The organism is Prevotella sp. HCN-7019 (assembly GCF_037890215.1).
Taxonomy (GTDB): domain Bacteria; phylum Bacteroidota; class Bacteroidia; order Bacteroidales; family Bacteroidaceae; genus Prevotella.
The window spans coordinates 203,080-218,687 of the sequence record NZ_JBBKBO010000003.1 but is presented as its reverse complement, the minus strand read 5'-3'; the positions used below and the strand labels follow the sequence as shown (position 1 = coordinate 218,687).

General features: G+C 49.6%; 12 protein-coding genes. 4 read left to right on the top strand and 8 right to left on the bottom strand.

Annotation, left to right across the window (positions count from 1 at the left end):
* The first annotated feature begins 2 nt into the window (after positions 1 to 2).
* A complete protein-coding gene (locus WKT13_RS05925; protein WP_340323229.1) occupies positions 3 to 734 on the top strand; it encodes a biotin--[acetyl-CoA-carboxylase] ligase in 732 nt (243 codons plus the stop codon).
* Positions 735 to 741: 7 nt separating this feature from the next.
* Positions 742 to 1,452 carry a UMP kinase gene (gene pyrH, locus WKT13_RS05920; protein ID WP_340323228.1) on the top strand — a complete coding sequence of 237 codons (711 nt, stop codon included), beginning with the start codon at positions 742 to 744 and terminating at the stop codon, positions 1,450 to 1,452.
* Between the two features lie 237 nt (positions 1,453 to 1,689).
* On the opposite strand, the gene WKT13_RS05915 is transcribed toward pyrH, so the two are convergent.
* Genes WKT13_RS05915 through WKT13_RS05905 form a run of 3 tightly spaced genes read right to left on the bottom strand, consistent with a single transcriptional unit; the run spans position 1,690 to position 3,422 of the window.
* On the bottom strand, positions 1,690 to 1,947 hold the full coding sequence (locus WKT13_RS05915) for a DUF4834 family protein (protein ID WP_340323227.1): 258 nt from the start codon (positions 1,945 to 1,947) through the stop codon (positions 1,690 to 1,692).
* Between the two features lie 24 nt (positions 1,948 to 1,971).
* Positions 1,972 to 2,703, bottom strand: coding sequence for a CDP-alcohol phosphatidyltransferase family protein (locus WKT13_RS05910; RefSeq protein ID WP_340323226.1), 732 nt, complete (start codon positions 2,701 to 2,703; stop codon positions 1,972 to 1,974).
* Positions 2,704 to 2,729: 26 nt separating this feature from the next.
* On the bottom strand, positions 2,730 to 3,422 hold the full coding sequence (locus tag WKT13_RS05905) for a phosphatidylserine decarboxylase family protein (protein ID WP_340323225.1): 693 nt from the start codon (positions 3,420 to 3,422) through the stop codon (positions 2,730 to 2,732).
* Positions 3,423 to 3,549: 127 nt separating this feature from the next.
* On the opposite strand from WKT13_RS05905, the gene dnaE reads away from it, so the two are divergent.
* Complete coding sequence (gene dnaE / locus WKT13_RS05900) at positions 3,550 to 7,272, top strand: DNA polymerase III subunit alpha (protein WP_298619671.1); 3,723 nt, start codon at positions 3,550 to 3,552, stop codon at positions 7,270 to 7,272.
* Between the two features lie 80 nt (positions 7,273 to 7,352).
* Entirely contained in the window at positions 7,353 to 7,670 is a 318-nt protein-coding gene (trxA, locus tag WKT13_RS05895; protein ID WP_445323585.1) for a thioredoxin, read from the top strand.
* Positions 7,671 to 8,655: 985 nt separating this feature from the next.
* Here trxA and tsaE read toward each other — a convergent pair.
* From tsaE to WKT13_RS05870, 5 genes are all read right to left on the bottom strand, one after another.
* Positions 8,656 to 9,069 (bottom strand): tRNA (adenosine(37)-N6)-threonylcarbamoyltransferase complex ATPase subunit type 1 TsaE, encoded by a 414-nt coding sequence (tsaE, locus tag WKT13_RS05890; RefSeq protein ID WP_298619673.1) that lies wholly within the window; start codon positions 9,067 to 9,069, stop codon positions 8,656 to 8,658.
* Between the two features lie 12 nt (positions 9,070 to 9,081).
* Entirely contained in the window at positions 9,082 to 10,638 is a 1,557-nt protein-coding gene (gene porX / locus WKT13_RS05885) for a T9SS response regulator signal transducer PorX (protein ID WP_340323224.1), read from the bottom strand.
* A gap of 82 nt (positions 10,639 to 10,720) precedes the next feature.
* Positions 10,721 to 14,407 carry a type IX secretion system periplasmic lipoprotein PorW/SprE gene (gene porW, locus WKT13_RS05880; RefSeq protein ID WP_445323584.1) on the bottom strand — a complete coding sequence of 1,229 codons (3,687 nt, stop codon included), beginning with the start codon at positions 14,405 to 14,407 and terminating at the stop codon, positions 10,721 to 10,723.
* Positions 14,388 to 15,218: a metal ABC transporter permease gene (locus WKT13_RS05875; protein ID WP_340323223.1), complete on the bottom strand. Its 831-nt coding sequence runs from the start codon at positions 15,216 to 15,218 to the stop codon at positions 14,388 to 14,390. Before WKT13_RS05875 ends, porW begins: the two co-directional genes overlap by 20 nt.
* Complete coding sequence (locus tag WKT13_RS05870) at positions 15,205 to 15,600, bottom strand: hypothetical protein (protein ID WP_298619677.1); 396 nt, start codon at positions 15,598 to 15,600, stop codon at positions 15,205 to 15,207. The genes WKT13_RS05875 and WKT13_RS05870 overlap by 14 nt, the downstream gene beginning before the upstream one ends.
* Positions 15,601 to 15,608 lie beyond the last annotated feature (8 nt).

Sequence of the window (15,608 nt, the reverse complement as noted above, 5' to 3'; positions counted from 1 at the left end):
GTATGACGACATATACGATAAGACTTGACGAGGTGGATTCCACCAACACATATCTGCGCAATCTGGAACCTTTGCCCGACGCTGATGTGGTGGCCGTAACGGCCGGACACCAGACTGCGGGCCGTGGTATGGGCAGCAACCGGTGGGAGAGTGAGGACGGACAGAATCTGTTGTTCTCCGTACTGATACGTCCCGAGGGTGTGCCTGTGGCGCATCAGTTTGTATTATCCATGGCCGAGGCGCTGGCTGTGAAAGACGCTCTCGACCCTCTGGCAGACGGGATGTCGCTCAAATGGCCAAATGATGTCTATTGGCACGACCGCAAGATAAGCGGTACGCTCATAGAGACATCCCTCAGCGGAAAGTTTGTGAAGGACTGCATATTCGGCACTGGTGTCAATATCAATCAGCGTGAATTTCGCAGCGATGCTCCCAACCCTGTGTCGCTGTGGCAGATAACAGGCCGTGATACTGACATAAACGCTGTGTTGGAAAAAGCGCTTGAGGCGTTCGAAGGTTATTACGCCATGGTGCTTGCCGGCGAATACGACCATGTGGCGCAGCTTTATCACGAGGCGCTCTATCGCCGCACGGGCATGCATGCCTATTCGGACAGCAACGGACGTTTCATGGCTTCTATTGTCAGAGTGGGCCATGACGGCCGTCTGGTGTTGCGTGATGAGGCCGGACGCGAACGGAGCTATGCCTTCAAGGAAGTGAATTACATAATTTGAATTATATATGGCAAAGTACAAGAGAATTCTATTGAAGCTCAGCGGCGAGAGCCTGATGGGTGATCAGCATTTCGGAATCGATCCTGTGAGACTCGACGAATATGCAAGACAGATAAAGGAAGTGCACGAAATGGGTGTGCAGATCGGCATTGTGATTGGCGGTGGAAACATCTTCCGCGGTCTCAGCGGAGCGTCTAAAGGCTTCGACCGCGTGAAGGGCGACCAGATGGGAATGTGTGCAACAGTCATCAATTCGCTTGCTTTGAGTTCCGCTCTCGGTGCGATTGGTGTGAAGACCAAGGTGCTGACGGCCATCCGTATGGAACCTATCGGTGAGTTCTATACAAAGTGGAAGGCCATCGAAGCCATGGAGGCAGGTTATGTCTGCATCTTCTCAGCCGGCACAGGCTCTCCTTATTTCACCACAGATACGGGTTCGTCGTTGCGTGGTATTGAGATTGAAGCCGATGTGATGTTGAAAGGAACACGTGTTGACGGCATATATACTGCTGACCCGGAAAAGGATCCGACAGCCACGAAGTTCAGCGACATAACCTACGACGAAATTTATACACGCGGGCTGAAGGTGATGGACCTCACTGCCACAACGATGTGCAAGGAGAACAATCTGCCGATATATGTCTTCAATATGGATGTGTTCGGTAATCTGAAGCGTGTTATGGACGGCGAGGACATCGGTACTTACGTTCACAACTAAATCGTATTCCATAAGACGCCCGGTTGTTTGTCAGGCGTCGGAACTATATCAAACAGTCATCCTCATGCCATAGGTGTGGGGATGATTTTTATTTTATGGGTATATATACAAAATATGCCGGCATGGAGTCAATTCCATACCGGCATATTATATTGTTCTCTATTGTTGTTTTGTTTCCTGTTCTGTTCGTTCCTGTTATTTCTTTTGCAGCAATTCTTTTTCGTGTATTGCTGTCGGTTATCGCACTTCGGTGAAGTCCACATACTCGCCTTCGTCCTTCGGAATTATCTTTTTCTTCATCTGTTTGGCGTTGTGTGTATGTATTGTTTCCTCCCTTGTGGTATTGGGGCGATACGTTGTGCGGTGTTTTTTTGTATTGTTGAATCCGAAACTATGCAGTGTGTCGCGTACGTTACGATATATTCTGAATAGAGTGGCACCCATAAGTATCGCGAAGATAAGGAAGAATACAAGGAGTATTTTGATAACGAACATTTTCTTTTATTATTTTAGTGTCATTTATTTATTGTTGCTGTCGTTTGCCTTACTGAACTGTGTGAAGACGGAAATAATGACGTACAGCGGTATGATAATACTGAAACTGCCGATAAATCCGAACAATATTATCATGACAGCGCATAATATGATGAATGAATATTTTATCTCGTTGCCTTTCCATCCCCACTGTTTGAACTTGAGGGCGAACATCGGTAGCTCGGCCACAAGCAGCCAGCAGCACAGTGCAAGGAGTAATATGAGCACGAATACCATCCATGGTGAGCTTTCCAGCCATTGTGTCTGGGTGGCTATGAGCGAACCCCAGAACAGTGCGTTGGCAGGTGTAGGCATACCGATGAATGATGTTGTCTGACGTTCATCGAGGTTGAATTTTGCCAGACGGAGTGCAGAGAATGCCGCCATTATGAATGCTATGAATGGCAGAAATTGTCTTGTTGGTTCGAGAAATGCAGGATAGTCCATCACACTGAGTTGTGAGAAGACTATCGCCGAAGGTGCAAAACCGAATGTGATGTCATCGGCCAGTGAGTCGAGTTCCTTGCCGATGGGCGACGACACTTTGAGAAGCCGCGCGCTCATGCCGTCGAAAAAGTCGAACGCCGCACCAATGATAATCCAGATAAGAGCCATTTTCGCATTGAGCATGAAGGCATATCCGGTTGCTATGCAGCCTGAGATGAGGTTGCAGCAGGTTATGGCATTGGGGATGTTTCTTATTATTGGATTAGGCATTTGCTATCTGTTATATAACAGTTCTGTTATTTCAGTTTTGCTATTATTGTCTGGTCGCCGGTTGTGCTCTGACCCATCTTTACGCAAACCTCACTTCCCAACGGGAGGTAAACGTCCACACGCGAACCGAACTTGATGAATCCCAAGTGTTCGTCGATGTAGCATTCCTCGCCCTCTTTGGCGTAAGTGACAATGCGGCGCGCCATCGCACCGGCTATCTGACGGCAGAGTATGTCCTTGCCGTCGGGTGTTGTGATGATTATGTCGGAGTGTTCGTTTTCCTCACTTGCTTTCGGAAGCCACGCCTTATGGTAGTTTCCGTTCTGATGATGTACAAGTTTCACACGGCCGTCAACCGGAAACCAGTTGGCGTGAACATTGAAAAGACTCATGAAAATGCTTATCATGATTCGCTTTTCATGAAAATACTGGTCTTCGTCCACTTCTTCTATGACGACGATACGGCCGTCGGCAGGTGCTACAACGATGTTCTCGGTGTCCTCCTGAGGAAAATATCTGATGGGACAGCGGAAAAAGTTGACAACCACACCATATAGTGCCACAGCCACGGCAACAAAGAACCAGAACGGGAGTTTGTTGTCAAGACCACGCCATAACAGTAATGCTATGGCTGCAAGAACGATGAATCCGTATAGAAGTGTGTCCGTGCCTTCACGGTGCAGACGTATTTTTTTTAGTCTTTTAATTCTTTTTATCATAACAGTTGATGTACATCTATCTTTTTGCAAAGATAGTTGTTTTTTGAGTATTGGGCAAATTTTTCATATCATTCTTTTGGCCGTATAGTTTTAAAGTGGTAACTTTGAAATCAAATTTTGCTTGAAAATGGAAGATTTCATACATCTGCACGTTCACACTTATTACTCTATTCTTGACGGACAGTCCAGTGTCCAGCGCCTTGTAGATAAGGCCGTGGGCGATGGAATGAAAGGCATGGCTATCACAGACCATGGCAATATGTTTGGAATAAAGGAATTTTTCAATTATTGCAAGGGCATAAACAAAAAACGTAAGGCGGCCGGAGAAGAGCCGTTCAAGCCCATTCTGGGATGTGAGATGTATGTGGCGCACCGCCGTAAAGAGGACAAGGTGAAGGAATTGGGCGACATGAGCGGCTATCACCTCATTGTTCTCGCAAAAAACTACAATGGTTACAAGAATCTCATAAAGCTCGTTTCGCGCGCATGGGTGGACGGTTATTATATGCGTCCGCGTACGGACAGATACGACCTCGAGCGCTATCACGAAGACCTTATCGTCTGTTCGGCGTGTATAGCGGGCGAAGTGCCGTCGAAGATATTGAAAGATGACATTGCCGGAGCGCGTGAGGCGATAGAGTGGCACAAGCGGGTCTTCGGCGATGATTATTATCTTGAGTTGCAAAGGCACGAGGTGAAGGATCCTAGAATACGGGCGAACAGGGAGACGTTCCCTCTCCAGCAGAAGGCCAACAAGGTGTTGATGGAACTCGCCAAGGAGTATGGAGTGAAGCTGGTGTGCACGAACGACGCACACTTCGTGGATCAGGACAACGCCGAAGCGCACGATCACTTGCTCTGTCTTGCTACGGGCAAGGATCTGGACGATCCGAAACGAATGCTATATTCGAAGCAGGAGTGGTTCAAGACGCGGGCTGAGATGAACGAGGTGTTCAGTGATGTGCCGGAGGCTATGGCCAATACGCTGGAGATACTCGACAAAGTGGAGATGTACAGCATCGACCATGATCCTATCATGCCGTTCTTCCCGATACCTGCCGAATTCGGAACAGAGGAGGATGTAAGGAGAAAATACACCGAGCAGCAACTGTATGAAGAATTCACAACCGACGAGAACGGAGAAAATCCGTTGCCGAAGGAAGAGGCCGACAAGAAGATAAAACATCTCGGCGGATTCGAGAAGATATACCGAATAAAGTTCGAAGCTGACTATCTTGCCAAGCTTGCGTATGACGGAGCGAAGCGTCTGTATGGCGATCCGATACCCGACGAGGTTGCAGAACGAGTGAAGTTCGAGCTTCACATTATGAAAACGATGGGTTTCCCGGGCTACTTCCTCATTGTGCAGGACTTCATCAACGCCGCCCGTAACGAACTGGGCGTGCTCGTCGGACCGGGCCGTGGTTCGGCCGCCGGTTCGGTTGTGGCCTACTGTCTTGGCATTACAAAGATAGACCCGATAAAATATGACTTGCTGTTCGAGCGTTTTCTGAATCCTGACCGAATATCTTTGCCTGATATTGACACCGACTTCGATGACGACGGCCGAGGCCGTGTGCTCGAATGGGTGGAGGACAAGTACGGTCACGACAAGGTGGCACACATCATCACCTACGGCACAATGGCTACCAAGAACTCCATAAAGGATGTCGCCCGTGTGGAGAAACTGCCGCTCGATATTTCCAACAGACTGTGCAAGGCAATACCAGACCGTCTGCCGGATAACATGAAAATGAATCTGCCGAATGCCATCAAGGCGGTGCCGGAACTGCGTGAGGCTGAGGCAAGCACCAATCCGCAGATGAGCAACACCATACGTTATGCCAAGATGCTTGAGGGAACCGTGCGTGGTACGGGTATCCATGCGTGTGGTACAATCATCTGTCGCGACGCCATAAGCGACTGGGTTCCGGTGAGCACTGCCGAAGACAAGGCCGATCCCGGACACAAACTTCTGGCCACGCAGTACGACGGTCATGTGATAGAAGAGACCGGACTGATAAAGATGGACTTCCTCGGACTGAGCACACTGTCCATCCTTAAGGAAACGGTGGACAATATAAAGATTACCAGAGGAATTGAAGTTGATCTTGACAACATACCGATTGACGACGAGCTTACATACAAACTGTATCAGGAAGGACGCACCGTCGGTACCTTCCAGTTTGAGTCTGCCGGCATGCAGAAGTATCTGCGCGAGCTCAAACCTACTGTGTTCGAGGACCTCATCGCCATGAACGCCCTATACCGTCCGGGGCCTATGGACTACATTCCGCAGTTCATCCGGCGTAAGAACGGGCAGGAGAAGATTACATACGACATCCCCTGCATGGAGAAATACCTTAAGGACACCTACGGCATCACCGTATATCAGGAGCAAGTCATGCTTCTGTCGCGTCAGCTCGCCAACTTCACGCGAGGCGAGAGCGACGCCCTGCGTAAGGCGATGGGTAAGAAGAAGAAGGACATCGTAGACAAGATGAAGCCGAAGTTCATCGAAGGCGGAAAGGCCAACGGTCACGATCCGAAGGTGCTCGAGAAGATATGGGCCGACTGGGAGAAGTTCGCTTCCTACGCGTTCAACAAGAGTCACGCTACGTGCTATTCGTGGGTGGCATATCAGACGGCCTACCTCAAGGCCCATTATCCTGCCGAATTCATGGCCGGAAACATGAGCCGATGCCTCAATGATATAGGAAAGATAACCAAACTGATGAGCGAATGTAAGTCCATGGGTATAAAATGTCTTGGTCCGGACGTCAATGAGAGCCGTCACAAGTTCAGCGCCAACAAGAAGGGTGAGGTGCGTTTCGGCCTCGCGGCTGTGAAGGGCATGGGCGACTCGGCGGCTCAGGCGATCATAGATGAGCGCGAGAAGAACGGCCTTTACAAGGATATCTACGACTTCGCACAGCGTGTCAATCTATCGGCAGTCAACCGTAAGGCGTTCGAAAGTCTCGCATTGAGCGGAGGTTTCGACAGCTTCGGCATAAAGCGCGAGCAGTATTTCGGAGTGACAACAAAGGGAGAGACTTTTCTCGATACGCTCGTGCGCTACGGCCAGCTCTACCAGATGGAGATGATGCAGGCGCGCAATTCGCTTTTCGGAGGATTCGATGCAGTTGACATAGCCAAGCCACAGGTGCCTCAGGGTGAGCCGTGGAGCACGATAGAGAAACTCAACAAGGAGCGTGATCTCGTGGGAATATATCTTTCGGCCCATCCGCTCGACGACTACGCTGTAGTGTTGAACAAGCTGTGTAACCTGCATTGTTCGGAGATAGGACGTGATGCCGACAAGAAGAGACTGGCCAAGTTTGCCACGCTTTCGTTCGGTGGAATGGTGACGGGCGTTGTGTCACGCTGGTCGGCTAAGACCAACAAACCTTTCGGTTTTGTGACAATCGAAGACTTTGAGGGCGCGGGTGAACTGGCACTTTTCAACGACGAGTGGGTCAAGTGGCAGCATATGTTCAAGGAGGGATACACTGTTTACGTGACAGCGAAGTGCGTGCAGCGTTTCCGGGACAATGCAGACATATTGGACATACGCATACAGAGCGTCGATTTCCTCAGCGATGTGAAGGACAAATATATAGAAAAACTGACCATAGCCGTGAACACATCGGTGCTGGACGAAACGCAGATGAACGACCTGGCGACAGTCGTCAAGAACAATCCGGGACGTATTCCGCTCTACTTCCAGGTGTACGACGCGGAGCGCAAAAGGGATGTGCTGCTTGCGAGCAGGGGAAACGAGGTAGACGTCAACGCTTCGCTGATATCATACATTGAGAGTTGTCCGGCACTGACATATATGTTGAACTAAAAGTGGCATGGTCTTTGCATTATGTCTAATGTGACAGAACATGTCGTCATAAAGAAATAACATCAAATCAATATAAGAAAATGGAAGTTAAGATTACAACTGAGAATTTCGAGAGTTACAAGAATGGCGAACTGCCTTTGGTTGTTGACCTGTGGGCCACATGGTGCGGACCGTGCCGCATGCTTTCGCCCGTTATTTCTGAACTCGCCAACGACTATGACGGAAAAATCGTTGTAGGAAAGTGCGACGTTGAGGAGAACGACGAGATTGCATCCGACTTCGGTGTGCGCACAATCCCGACACTGCTCTTCTTCAAGAACGGTGAGCTCGTGGATAAGTTCGTAGGTGCCACCACAAAGGCTGTGCTGCAGGAGAAGTTTGACGCTCTTCTGAAGTAACGCCGAGTAAAGATATGTGAAATGTTGGGTATGTTCCGGCTGTGCCGGGGCATACCTTTTTTCATGCTCATGGGTGTGGTCTGTGTGCTGTCTGCGGTGGAGCGGGGCGTTCGTAGAGTTGTGCCGGGCATCGGGCAGAGATTCTGTCATATGGTGTGAAAGGCCTGCCGTGTGCGTGATACGAATTTTTGCATAAATATACATTCTCATGATTGCCGATGAATATTTATACATCGTCAACTCGCTGAGAGTATCGATGGAACGCACGACAGATTTTTCGGTCGCAAATACGCGAGTTTTGAGAGGGTTGCGCAATCTGTTGTCGTACAATGGGTTACGCATTCATGTGTCCCGATGGCCTGTTTCCGGTGTTGCGAAATGGCCTGTTTTAGAGTGCGATAAAGCCCGTTTCATGGCGTGATATGCTCTATATTGAGGCATCAAATGGACTTTTTCGCAGTGCCAAACGGGCAATATCGCGCGGGCAGCTTGAAATTTCTGATTTTTCAGTCGTTCTGTTCGGTTGTTAAAAAGGCTTTTTAGTGTTTTCTGACAGTGTCGCGACCGATTTTCGTTTTCTATTTCGCGAATTTTTTTTGTCAAAATTTTTTACTTCTGAAATTGCATAAATATACATTTTCTTCAGTTTGTCATGTCTGACAAAAAGTCGGAGAGGGTGGTTTGACGAGTTCTCAGATGCGGCGAGGCAGTGACGTCGTGGTGTGGCAGAATGGCAGTCTGGATGTATCCGGATGGCAGTCTGTGGTGGATAAAATAATGATGCAGGGGTGGTGGTGACATATTGTCAGTGCGGTACGGGCGTTTTTCTTCGTGCCGGAAAGGGTAAATTAAAAACAGCATCCGCACGCCGGTGTCCGGTCCGTGTGAATGCTGTTGTGTCTGTGTATGGTTGTTTTTACGTGGCGCTGTGCTACGTGTCGATTTGCACCATGTCTTGGTATGTCGGCTGCTTGCTGTCTCTGTGTCAGATTATCACAGAACGGCTGCCGTCCTCGTTCTCCTTTATTGTCACTCTTGTTGCGTCTTCAGGCAACAGGTCTTCTATCAGTTCTGGCCACTCTATGAAGCAGTGAGCGCCGCTGTAGAAGTATTCTTCGTAGCCGAGGTCGTACACCTCCTCCAGCTTCTTTATGCGGTAGAAGTCGAAGTGGAATATCTGTCCGCCTGTTGTTTCCGACTGGTATTCGTTCACTATGGCGAATGTCGGCGATGTGATGACTTCCTTCACGCCCATGCATTCGCACACAGCCTTGATGAATGTAGTCTTTCCTGCGCCCATCTTGCCGTAGAATGCAAACACTCTGGCGTCTTTCATGCATGCCACAAACTGTTCTGCGGCAGCGCCTATCTGGTCGAGCGAGTTGATTTTTATTTCCATATCTTTTTGTTTTTATCGTTTTCTTGATGTGAGAGTTATCAGCGGTATGAGCATCTCCTCCATCGAAATGCCGCCGTGCTGGAACGTGTTCTTGTAGTAGGACACGTAGTAGTTGTAGTTGTTCGGATATGCGAAGAAGGAGTTTCCGGTGGCAAACACGTACGCTGTGCTGAGGTTCGGCGCCGGCAACTGTGCCTTGCGCGGGTCTTTTATCACGAATACGTCCTTCGAACTGAAGTTCAGGTTCTTGCCCAGTTTGTACCGCAGGTTGGTGTTGGTGTTGCGGTCGCCCACAATCTTCACAGCTTTCGACGCACGGATACTGCCATGGTCGGTCGTTATTATAACCTTGCAGTCGGTCTCCGACAGTTTTCTCAGCAGCTCGCTCATCACCGAGTGCTGGAACCAGCTGAGCGTTATGCTGCGGTAGGCCGACTCGGTGTTGGCCAGCTCGCGTACCATCTTCGACTCTGTGCGGGCATGTGAGAGCATGTCGATGAAGTTCACCACAATCACGTTGAGGTCGTTTCTGAGCAGTTCGTTCAGACGTTCTATTATCTTCTCTCCACCTGCCGTTCCGTTTATCTTGTGATAACTGAACGAGTCGTGACGCCTGAAGCGTTCTATCTGTGTCCTTATCAGTGGTTCCTCGTTGAGGTTCTTGCCTTCCTCCTCGTCCTCGTCCACCCACAGTTCGGGGAACATCTCGGCAATCCTGCTCGGCATCAGACCGCTGAATATGGCGTTGCGCGCATATTGGGTGGCTGTAGGCAGTATGCTCATATACATGTCCTCGTCGATGTCGAACATGTCGCCGGCCTCTTGTGCGATGACGCGCCACTGGTCGTATCTGAAGTTGTCGATAACGATGAGGAACACTTTCTCGCCGCTGTTGAGCAGCGGGAACACCTTTTTCTTGAATATGTCGGGGCTCATGAGCGGACGTTCCGCGTCGCCTGAGGCCGTCATCCAGTCCATGTAGTTATTCTTCACATACTTGGCGAAGCCGATGTTTGCCTCCTCTTTCTGCATCTGCAGCGTCTCGGTCATCGAACTGTTGGTGCTGCTCAGCTCCAGTTCCCAGTGCACCAGACGCTTGTATATGTCCACCCAGTCGTCGTATGTGCGGCTCTCCATTATCTGCATGGCTATGTTTCCGAAGTTCTGCTGATAGCTGGTCTGTGTCACTTCTGTCACAATCTGCTTCTTGTGGATATTCTTTTTCAGCGTCAGCAGAATCTGGTTGGGGTTCACCGGTTTTATGAGGTAGTCGGCAATCTTCGATCCGATAGCCTGGTCCATGATGTTCTCCTCCTCGCTTTTCGTCACCATCACCACCGGTGTGGCGGGCGATATCTCCTTTATCTGCTGCAGAGTCTCGAGTCCTGTGAGGCCGGGCATCATCTCGTCGAGCAATATAAGGTCGAATGTTGTCTGCCGGCATTTGTCAATGGCGTCGATACCATTGCTCACGGTGATGACTTCGTAGCCTTTTTTCTCGAGGAAGATGATGTGTGCCTTGAGCAGTTCTATCTCATCATCCACCCATAATAACAAACCGTTTGTCATATGTCTGATGTTTTGTTGCTGAGTGTTTCTGTGTTTGTTGATGTTCTGCGGATGCCGTCCGGACGTCTTACAGACCTCCGGTTCAGAAGCCTTCCAGATCGTAGTATTCGTCGTATATCACGTCCGGAGTGTCCTTCTTTTTCTTGTTGCCGGTGTCCTGGAAGTCATCTTCGAAGTAGAACTCGTCCTCCAGCTGTTGGGCCGGCAGCTTTTCTTCCTGCTGCTTGTTTTCCTCCTGCTGTTTCTTGGGAGCGGTCTTGCTGTCGTCGTTCTCCTTCTTCAGAGGTTGTTTCGGTTCTTCCTTCGGCTTGGCATTCTCCGTGTTGTCGTCCTTAAGATCCTCCAGAGGAATGATTATCGAGTCGTCCGGTTCGGTCAAGACATCTTTCTTTTCGTTCTTGGTGTTGTCCGGCACAGGGTTCATCATGTTTTCTTCCTGTTTGGATTCGTCTTTCTTTTCATCCTTCACGCTGTCCGGCACAGGGTTCATCATATTATCTTCCTGTTTGGATTCGTCTTTCTTTTCATCCTTCACGCTGTCCGGCACAGGGTTCATCATGTTTTCTTCCTGTTTGGACTCGTCTTTCTTTTCATCCTTCACGCTGTCCGGCACAGGATTCATCATGTTTTCTTCCTGCTTGGACTCGTCTTTCTTTTCGTCCTTCACGCTGTCCGTCACAGGGTTCATCATATTGTCTTCCTGCTTGAGTTCGTCATTCTTTTCCTGCGGGTTCTTCTCTTCAGACTCGGGTACAATTGTAGTTCCGTCCTGTGTTTCGTCTTTACCGGTGTTGTCTTCAGCAGGTATAACTGTTTCACCGGCTTCTTCTGCAGGTGCGTTCTCTTCAGGTACGATTATCGTTCCGTTGTCTGCAGGTTCCACGTCAAGTCCGTTGTCAATGAATGTACCGTTGTCGAGCAACTGGTCTATTTCCTCTTGTGTCGGCTCGCCTTCCTTCCTTCTCACTGTAGTTATCTCAGCAGGCTCTGTCAGCAGATGCAGTGTACTAACCTTTAGCGGTGCGAAGTGTTTGTTGTAGAACTTGTCGTAGTCGTCGTAACTGTATTTTGTGCCGAGCAGAGGCAGGTTTATCTCACTTATTATTATAGTGCGGCTGTGTGCTGCCTGACGTATTATATTCTGTTGAGCATACAGTTGTCGTGCGTACTGCAGGGCCTCGTCGTAGTTTCTGAATCCTGATACGGTCATTCTGTTCACGCCTTCAGCCGGTTCTATCACGATGTCGAAGTTGCGCACCATGTAGCTTGTGAAGTTGTATCTTGCCAGTTCGTAGAGTAGTTTGTTTTCGTTCACGGAGTCTGGGCTGTATGCGAAGATGAACAGGAAGTTGGTGTTCCGTTCGTTCGAAAGCGTCTTTTCGGCGGTAGAGTCGGCCGGAGTGAGAGCCTCGGTGCGGCGTTCCCATACATTACTCATGTCGAATTTGCCGCCGTATATTTTCCGTCCTGCGTTCACACCGTTCACTATCATGCCGGCAAGATTACTCAGTTCGCTTTGCGGGAACTTTGCTACGAGCATGTTCATGTCGTTCACACATCCTTCAGCATCACCCTCGTTGAGTTTTCCGAGACCTCCGATGAATATGAATTTGTCGCGGTTGGCTCCGAGCGGGAAGCGTGTTTCGGATATTTTCAAGTTAGCCGCCACCTCTTGCAGACGGTCAGCCTTGAACGCATCGTAGGTTGCTGCGTAGATGGAATCCTCTATATGCTCGCCGAATTTGGCGTTTTCAACGAAATATGGATCGGTGAGCAGTGTTGTCCAAGGGCTTTCCGGATAGTTCTGTTTCAACTTTTCAACATACGTTTCGGCTGTCTGCGAGTCGCCCATTCTCGAATAGAGCAGGAACAGATGATAGAACACGTCGGCCATGTTCTCGTATTCCGGATAGCTGTCGGTGATACGTCTGAGAGCCTTTTCGCTCAATGGCAGATTGTCGAGTTTGTCCTTGAATATTACACCGGAGTTGTAGAGGCCGTCCATTATTATAAGATTGCTGGCCTGTACCTGTTCCTCTGTGAACGGTATCTGTTTGAGATAGTACTCTCGTTTGTGTGGATCGTTCTGCGCGCTATCGGCTATCAGTTCGAGTGAATCGGCTATGGCTTCGGCCTTTGCTATGGAGTCGAGCTGTTCTTCGGTCATCTCCTGCTGTTCGCCAAAGGCCACGACGGTCTTGTTGACACGCTGCCAGTTGTCTACGTTCTCTCTCTTTCCCCATTTCTTCTGGAACTCGGCTTTACCTTGATTCACTGCCATCTGGTTGTAGAAGTACCACACCGAATTTTTGTTTGTCTGTCCGGGAGTCTGCTGATTGTTGTTGTTCATGTTGTCCACAGTGCCTCCGTTCTGCGCTATTACCTCTTGCGCTTTCTGCTCAGCCAGTTTGTCCTGTTCTTCCTTTTCCTTTTTCTTCAGAGCTTCTATCACGCGGTCGATGGCTTCGTTGCGCTGTTTCTCGTCCATTTTTGCCAGTGCCTGGAGTGAGTCCTGCAGATGGACAGCGTCTGTGTAAGGCACAAGTTCGTCGAGAACCTGTGAGCGGCGTGAAAGTTGCTCGTAGTCTTTACGTTCCTTGTCGAGCAGACCTATCGCTTCGCCATAGCAACGCTGTGCGTCGTTGTAGCGTTCGCGGTTCCAGTATATGTCACCAAGTTTGAGCAGCAGCACACCTTTTTCAATGCCGTTGCGGGTTGATCCGCTGTTTCCTTTCTCGTATGCAGTGATGGCGTTGAGCGTATCTTTCTGGGCGAGATATATGTTTCCAATGGCGTAGTACACCTGATCCAGATAGTCTTTGTTCTTGTCTGAGGCGGCCATACGCTTCAACCGTCTTATCATTTTCTTCGACTGGTTGCCTGACATCACCTCGGTCATGGCTATGCGGGCGTTGAACTCCACCTCATATGGCGGGTTCTGTCTTATTACACGCTTGTAGGCTTTCATCGCTTCAGTCTTGTTGCCGAGTGCGGTCTGCAGTTGTCCCATTAGATACCACTCACGTGCACGCTGCTTGCTGCGCATTTCGTGCTTAATGACTTTACGCAGATAGGGTACTGCTTTTTCATAGTCACCGGTGTGTATGTAGTAGCTCGCGTATGTGTAGTCCCACTCCTTGCGTGCCTGCCAGTGTATGGAGTCGCGCTGCATGTTGCGTATTACGTCCTCAGCATCGTATATCCAGCCTTCCTCAAGGTAGCATTTGGCCAGCCACGCCCTTGCTTTACCATATATGGCTGGCTGTGTCTGATACAGACGGCTCATATATGAGAATGTTGAGGCGGCCTCGTCGAAGTCGCCTTTGCTGAACTGTGAGCGGCCCATGAGCAGCCATGCCTTCCAAAGGAAAGGGTTATACTCTTTGCGTCCGAGCCATTCCAGGTCCTTTTCGGTCTTCTTTCTGTTTTTAGTCCATACCGGCTTGCGCTTTATGCTGTGCAGTTTTATCGCCTTCTGGCATTTTTCTATCGCACGGTCGAAGTTGCTTTTGCCCAGTTCACGGCTGTTCTTGTTGCCTACGGTATAAAGAGGCAGCATCTCCGTGAAGTTGTCGCGGTTGCCGTTTTCCTTCTCCAGCGAACCGTCGATGTATGCCAGTGAGCCGTTGTAATAGGTGTTGTATCTGGCGTTGAAGGCATGCCACCATCTGCTCTTCGCAGTGTTTTTCTGCGTAGAGCAAGCGGCCATTATCATGAGCCATGCGGCAGCCATGAGTATGGCTAAGTATTTAGTGTTGTGATGTTTCACTCTTATTTAACTGCTTGAGTACGTATTTTATTGCCTTGCAAAGACAATAAATGACGATACTTACAAAAATAATGGATGCTCCAGACGGAACATTGAGCCAGTAGGACAACGCCAGTCCCATTATGCAGTCGATGCAACCGATGAGTATACTGTATGCAGCGATGCGTCCGAAATTGTATGTGAAGAGATTGGCTGTCATCTGTGGAATGGTCAGAAGACTCATTGCCAGCACAATGCCTACCATGCGCAGCGTTGAGACTATGGTCATGGCGATGAGCGCCATCATTGTGTATTCGATGAGGCTTACTGGCAAATGCTGTGAGCGTGCGAACTCCGGATCGAATGCTGTGCTGACAATCGTGCGGTAGTAGGCTGTGAACAGGAACAGTGTGATAAGGCAGAGTGTGGCCAGCAACCACAGGTTGCCGCTTTCGATAGTCAGTATACTGCCGAAGAGAAACGACGGCAGGTCGGGTACGAAACCCGGCGCGAGAAAACAGAACAGTATGCCGATGCTCATACCGAAGGCCCAAAACACGGCAATGGCAGAATCTTCGCGCACATTACCGCGACGCGACAGCCACTGTATGCCGAATGCACTGAGCACCGAGAATATCATTGCCGAGAATATGGGATTGATGCCTAGGAACACGCCGATACCTATGCCGCCGAACGAGGCGTGTGTGATGCCGCCGCTGATGAATGTGAGGCGGCGCGTCACAATGTATGTTCCGACAAGTCCGCATACGATGCTTGCCAGCACCGAACCGATGAGCGCGTTCTGGAAAAAGCTGTATTCAAGAATGTTCATCGTCTATAAGCATTATCACTTCGTCCTTCAGCTCGTCGGGCAGGGATATGCCACGCAGGGTGAGGCTGCGGCACCAGGCCTGTACTTCGTCCTGACGCATGGTGTGCAACACCTCGCAGAACTGTTCAACTTCCTCCTGATCGTAGCTGTCAGACTGCCGTCCGGCGAATTTGTCGAGTTCCTCGTCGTCGAAATATTCTATCTCTTTTGTGGCGGCTTCCATCATGCATTCCTGTTCGCATTTGGCTGATGTGCCGTCGCATGTGGCGCATGAGGACGCAGTATTGTCGTTGTTTCCGGTGCCGCCTATGTTCATTCGGCTCCATATAAGTCCTGCTACAAGCAACAGGACGCCTGTAAGTGTAATCCAGAGTACGGACATGTCGGTGT